The organism is Campylobacter concisus, from assembly GCF_902460545.1.
Taxonomy (GTDB): Bacteria; Campylobacterota; Campylobacteria; order Campylobacterales; family Campylobacteraceae; genus Campylobacter_A; species Campylobacter_A concisus_AE.
Map to the genome: position 1 here is coordinate 49,311 of NZ_CABPUE010000007.1, position 4,914 is coordinate 54,224.

Here is a 4,914-nt window from a genome sequence, read left to right on the forward strand (position 1 = left end):
CATATAAAAATAAATAGCTGTGAATTTACGAAACAAAATTTCTAAATTTTTATTTTTGAAATTTATAATGCGTTTAACAAAACCATTACAAAGGATAAAAGATGAAATTCTTACAAGCTTTACTTTTTACTTGTGCCATCAGTGGCTTAGCATTTGGTGCAGACAAGGTCTATACGATCAAATTTGCTCACGTTGTCGCAGCTTCTACACCAAAAGGCAAAGCGGCTGACTTTTTTGCTAAACGTGCTGAGGAGCTAAGTGGCGGTAAATTAAAAGTTCAAGTCTTTCCATCAGCGCAGCTACTTGACGACGATAGAGTTTTTGGTGCGTTAAAGCTTGGCAATGTTCAAATGGCAGCTCCAAGTTTTTCTAAATTTACACCTATCGTGCCACAGTTTCAGCTCTTTGACCTGCCTTTCATCTTTAAAGACGCAGAACACCTTCATAAGGTCCAAGACGGCGAGGTCGGCGAGGAGCTAAAAACCCTTGTTACAAAAAAAGGCTTTGTGGCGCTTGATTATTGGGATGCTGGATTTAAGCATTTTAGCTCAAGCAAAAAGCCAGTTCTCGTACCAGAAGATGCAAAAGGACAAAAATTTAGAATCCAAAGCTCAAAGGTACTTGAAGAACAAATTAAAGTAGTTGGTGGCAACCCGCAAGTACTTCCATTTTCAGAAGTTTACTCTGCACTTCAACAAGGCGTAGTTGATGCGACAGAAAACCCACTTTCAAATTTCTATAACTCAAAATTTCACGAAGTTCAAAGCTCGCTCACACTTTCAAGTCACGGATATTTAGGCTATTTAGTCGTTATGAGCGATAAATTTTGGAGCAAGCTACCAGATGATCTGAAAGCAAATGTAAAACAAGCTCTAAGCGAAGCGACAGCTTTCGAGAGAGAAGAGACAGCAAAAGAGGACGCTCACGTTATAGCTGAACTTGAAAAATATATCGCTGCTAGCAAAAAGCTAGAAATTTTCAAGATCGATGATGCACAAAAGGCCGAATGGCAAAAGGTTATGCAGTCAATCTATCCTAAATTTTACGATGTTATCGGTAAAGATCTCATAGAAAAGGCTCTTGGGACAAAATAATGAAGAGTTTTTTTAATGTCCTTGATATAGCGATAGCCTCACTAAATAAAACTATCGCAGTAGTTGGGCTCGCAAGTGGAACATTGCTGGCCTTTGCAAATGTTATGGCTAGATATTTTTTCGATAAAAGCTGGTCTTGGGCGAGCGAGCTATCAAACTATCTTTTTATCTGGTCGGCATTTTTTGCCGCGGCATACGGCTTTAATAAGGGTATTCACGTCAGTGTAACTATTTTGGTGGAAAAATTTCCACCAGCGCTCGCGAAAGTATGCCTGCTCTTTTCACACATCTTAACAACTGTCTTTTTGATATTTATCGCAGTTTATTCGATTGATTATCTCAAAATTTTGCACGAGATCGAGCAGATGATAATAGACCTTGGCATACCTCAATGGGTCCCTATGTTAGTGCTTCCAATAGCCTTCGTTACAGCTAGCTACCGCTCGACTGAAAAAGCCATAAAAGTAGCTCTAACGCCTGCAGAAAATGTCGTAAGCAACGAAGCACATGAGCTAGCTCATGGTAGCGTAGTCAAAGATTAAGGAGAAAAAAGATGACAATAGCATTTTTATTTATCCTACTTTTTGCACTAATGCTAATAGGCGTGCCTGTGGCTGTTTCACTGGGAACTAGCACTGTTTTAACGATGATATTTTTTACAGATATCGACATCGCTACAATCCCACAGCTAATTTTTGATGGTATCAATAAATTTTCGCTAATGGCGATCCCGATGTTTATCTTGGCTGGAAATTTACTAAGTAAAGGTGGCTCAGCAAGACGTATCATCGACTTTGCAAAGTCTATGGTCGGACACTTGCCTGGCGGCTTGCCTATGAGTGCGATATTTGCCTGCATCATCTTTGCAGCGGTCTCTGGAAGCTCACCTGCGACGGTTGTAGCGATAGGCTCAATTATGTTTGCAGCGATAAAAGAGGCCGGCTATCCAAAAGAGTACGCAGTGGGCGGCATAACTACAGCTGGCTCGCTTGGAATTTTGATCCCACCTTCAGTTGTTATGATAGTTTATGGCGTAACTGCTGAGGTAAGTATTGGCAAGCTCTTTATGGCTGGTGTTGTGCCTGGTCTTATGCTCGGCGCTTTTATGCTAGTTCAAACTTATGTTGGCGCAAAAAAACTTGGCTTTAAAGCAACTAAGGCTGAACCATTTAAAGTAAGAGTACAGAAATTTACCAAAGCATTTTGGGCGCTTTTGATCGTTGTTGTGGTCATCGGCGGAATTTATGGAGGTATTTTTACTCCGACAGAAGCTGCTGCGGCAAGTGCAGTCTATGCGTTATTTATCTCACTTTTTATCTATAGAGATATAAAGATAAAAGATCTTTGGGATATCTGCCTAGACTCGGCTCTTACAACAGCTATGATATTTTTCATCATCGCAAACGCCGTTGTTTTTGCATATTTGCTAACTAGCGAGCAGATCCCTCAAGCTATCGCTTCGATGATACTTGACGCAAATATCGGCATGATAGGATTTTTGATATTTGTAAATATCCTGCTCTTTATCATGGGTCAGTTTATGGAGCCTTCAAGCGTTATCATGATCATGGTGCCACTTTTGCTTCCGATAGCTACGCAACTTGGCATAGATCCGATACATTTTGGCATTATCTTAGTTGTAAATATGGAGATAGGTATGGTGACTCCGCCTGTTGGACTAAATTTATTTGTCGCAAGCGGTCTTACAAATATGAATCTAAAAGAGGTCATCATGGCATGCTTGCCGTGGACGCTGACTCTCTTCTTTGGTCTTATCTTGGTTACATATATACCGCAAATTTCACTTTGGCTACCAACCATAATGTATGGACATTAAAATTTAGAGGCTTAGGCCTCTAAATTTATCCTTTTGGATCGTAATCTGCGCTTATAACGATATTTTTACCGCTTCTCTTACCAGCGTAAAGTAGGCTGTCGGCTTGTTTGATCATCTTTTCTAAGCTAAATTCTCCTGAGCCGTCATGAGCAACTACACCAAATGTCATTGTTGCATTGATCTTTATGTCCTCAAACTCGACTATATTTTTGCTTAACGTCTCTCTTACTCTCTCTACTATGCTTACAGCTGCATCCTTTTTGATGCCTAAAACAACAGCTAGAAATTCTTCTCCGCCAAACCTAGCTACTTTATCTTCATTTCTAAAAGTGCTTTTAAAAATTCCTGACAGGCTTTTTAAAACAGCATCTCCAGCACCATGTCCATAAGTGTCATTTATCTTTTTAAAGTTATCAATATCACACATAACAATGGCAAAATCTTTGTTTTTATAAAGCTCGCTCTTGCTTAAAATTTTCTGCATCGAAGTGCGGTTTAAAAGCCCTGTTAATGGATCGTGATTTAAGATATTTTCAGCCATCTCTTTTTCCTCTAAGATACTTAAAAATATAAATAAATTTGAGCTCTCCAAAAGATACGAAACAACAACCGAAAATATGCAAACCATACTTAAGTTAAAAACAAAAAGTAGATCTTTAAAGCCGTCAAAATTTTTTACAGGATGGCCATCTAAATATACATAGCAGGCTATGGATAAAATTATTTGCACCACAACTATTATGTAGTTAAAAAATTTATAGGTAAATGAAGTAAAAAATAGTATTAGCGACGATGCTAAAAACAATAATCCAAAACCGTATCCCCATCCAAGTATTAGCATACAAACTAACGCATGAAATAAAATTTCAAGCTGGACTATCAGCATTGTTATCTTGTTATTTTCAGGACTATCGTAAATAAGCCTTAAAAGAAAAAGATAGGTTGCTACTGAAAATATATTCATAACCGCCAGAATTTCTTCTTTCATAAATAAAAAAATAAAAAAATAACAGACGTGAGTTAATAATATTGAAAATATGATAAGTTTTTGGGTCGTATAGAGTGAAATTCTACGCATCCGAGCCCTTTTTTAAAATTTCTAATTCGATACGGTCTTTGCCATTTTGCTTGCCTTCATAAAGCAGCTTGTCTACTAAAGTTATGGCTTGCTCAAAATCCACCTCAACACCATTTGCACATATTAGCATGCCAAAGGTCATAGTAACTGGAGTTTTATCTGGAAGTTTTGCGTTGTTTATCTGTTTTTTAAGCCTTTTGCTCACTTCATGGATAAATTCTATCTTTGTATCGGGCAAGATTATCAAAAATTCTTCTCCGCCCCAGCGGCAAACATAGTCTTTACCTCTAAATGATTTCTTCAAGGCACTGGCTACATCTTTTAAGACCTCATCACCGCAGTCATGCCCGTATGTATCGTTTATTTTTTTAAAATTATCAATATCGCCTAGCATTATGACTAAATTTGTATTACCACTTCTTTCCTTGTTGGCAATTAGTTCAAATCTTAAAGTTTTTTCTATTGTTCTTCTATTTAAAAGCTGCGTTAAAAAATCATGCTTTGAGTCCTTTTCAAGCTCTTCCGTCTCTTTTCTTATTTGCTGATATCCACTAGAAGTGATGATATCTGCAAACATTGAAAGTCTTAAAACAATAAAAAAAGCAAAAATAATGCTGCATATAACTATCGTCCCTCGTATAGCTGATGGGATCAGCGGCGCCTCATCTTTATGAATAAAATAAAGAAGTATAAGCAAGATTAGTTCTAAAAATGCCATTATATAAGTAAGGCTCTTTGAATCAAACGCTAGGAAGTAGTTTATAAAAATTACACCAACAAGTATTATCCAAATTCCAGTATTCCAACCCATAGTAGTAACAATAATAGTAACAAGCAATATGATATTTAGGTGAAATGCTAGGGATATTAATACTCTATATTTTATGTCAAATTTTATTCTAAGC

5 protein-coding genes are annotated in these 4,914 nt (G+C 37.3%); 3 read left to right on the forward strand and 2 right to left on the reverse strand.

Annotated elements, in window-relative coordinates:
• Positions 1-101: 101 nt before the first annotated feature.
• Genes FZ949_RS05455 through FZ949_RS05465 form a run of 3 tightly spaced genes read left to right on the forward strand, consistent with a single transcriptional unit; the run spans position 102 to position 2,931 of the window.
• On the forward strand, positions 102-1,094 hold the full coding sequence (locus FZ949_RS05455) for a DctP family TRAP transporter solute-binding subunit (RefSeq protein WP_148790220.1): 993 nt from the start codon (positions 102-104) through the stop codon (positions 1,092-1,094).
• The gene (locus FZ949_RS05460) at positions 1,094-1,636 is read left to right on the forward strand and encodes a TRAP transporter small permease (protein ID WP_087586675.1); all 543 of its coding nucleotides are present in this window, start codon (positions 1,094-1,096) and stop codon (positions 1,634-1,636) included. The genes FZ949_RS05455 and FZ949_RS05460 overlap by 1 nt, the downstream gene beginning before the upstream one ends.
• A gap of 11 nt (positions 1,637-1,647) precedes the next feature.
• Positions 1,648-2,931, forward strand: a complete 1,284-nt coding sequence (locus tag FZ949_RS05465) for a TRAP transporter large permease (protein ID WP_148790221.1) — start codon at positions 1,648-1,650, stop codon at positions 2,929-2,931.
• A 25-nt stretch (positions 2,932-2,956) separates the two neighbouring features.
• Here FZ949_RS05465 and FZ949_RS05470 read toward each other — a convergent pair whose 3' ends face one another.
• Together FZ949_RS05470 and FZ949_RS05475 are read right to left on the reverse strand one after the other, a co-directional pair.
• Positions 2,957-3,895 carry a GGDEF domain-containing protein gene (locus tag FZ949_RS05470; protein WP_316246164.1) on the reverse strand — a complete coding sequence of 313 codons (939 nt, stop codon included), beginning with the start codon at positions 3,893-3,895 and terminating at the stop codon, positions 2,957-2,959.
• 106 nt (positions 3,896-4,001) lie between these two features.
• Positions 4,002-4,914 (reverse strand): GGDEF domain-containing protein (locus tag FZ949_RS05475; protein WP_148790280.1); only part of this gene is annotated, 913 nt, incomplete at its 5' end.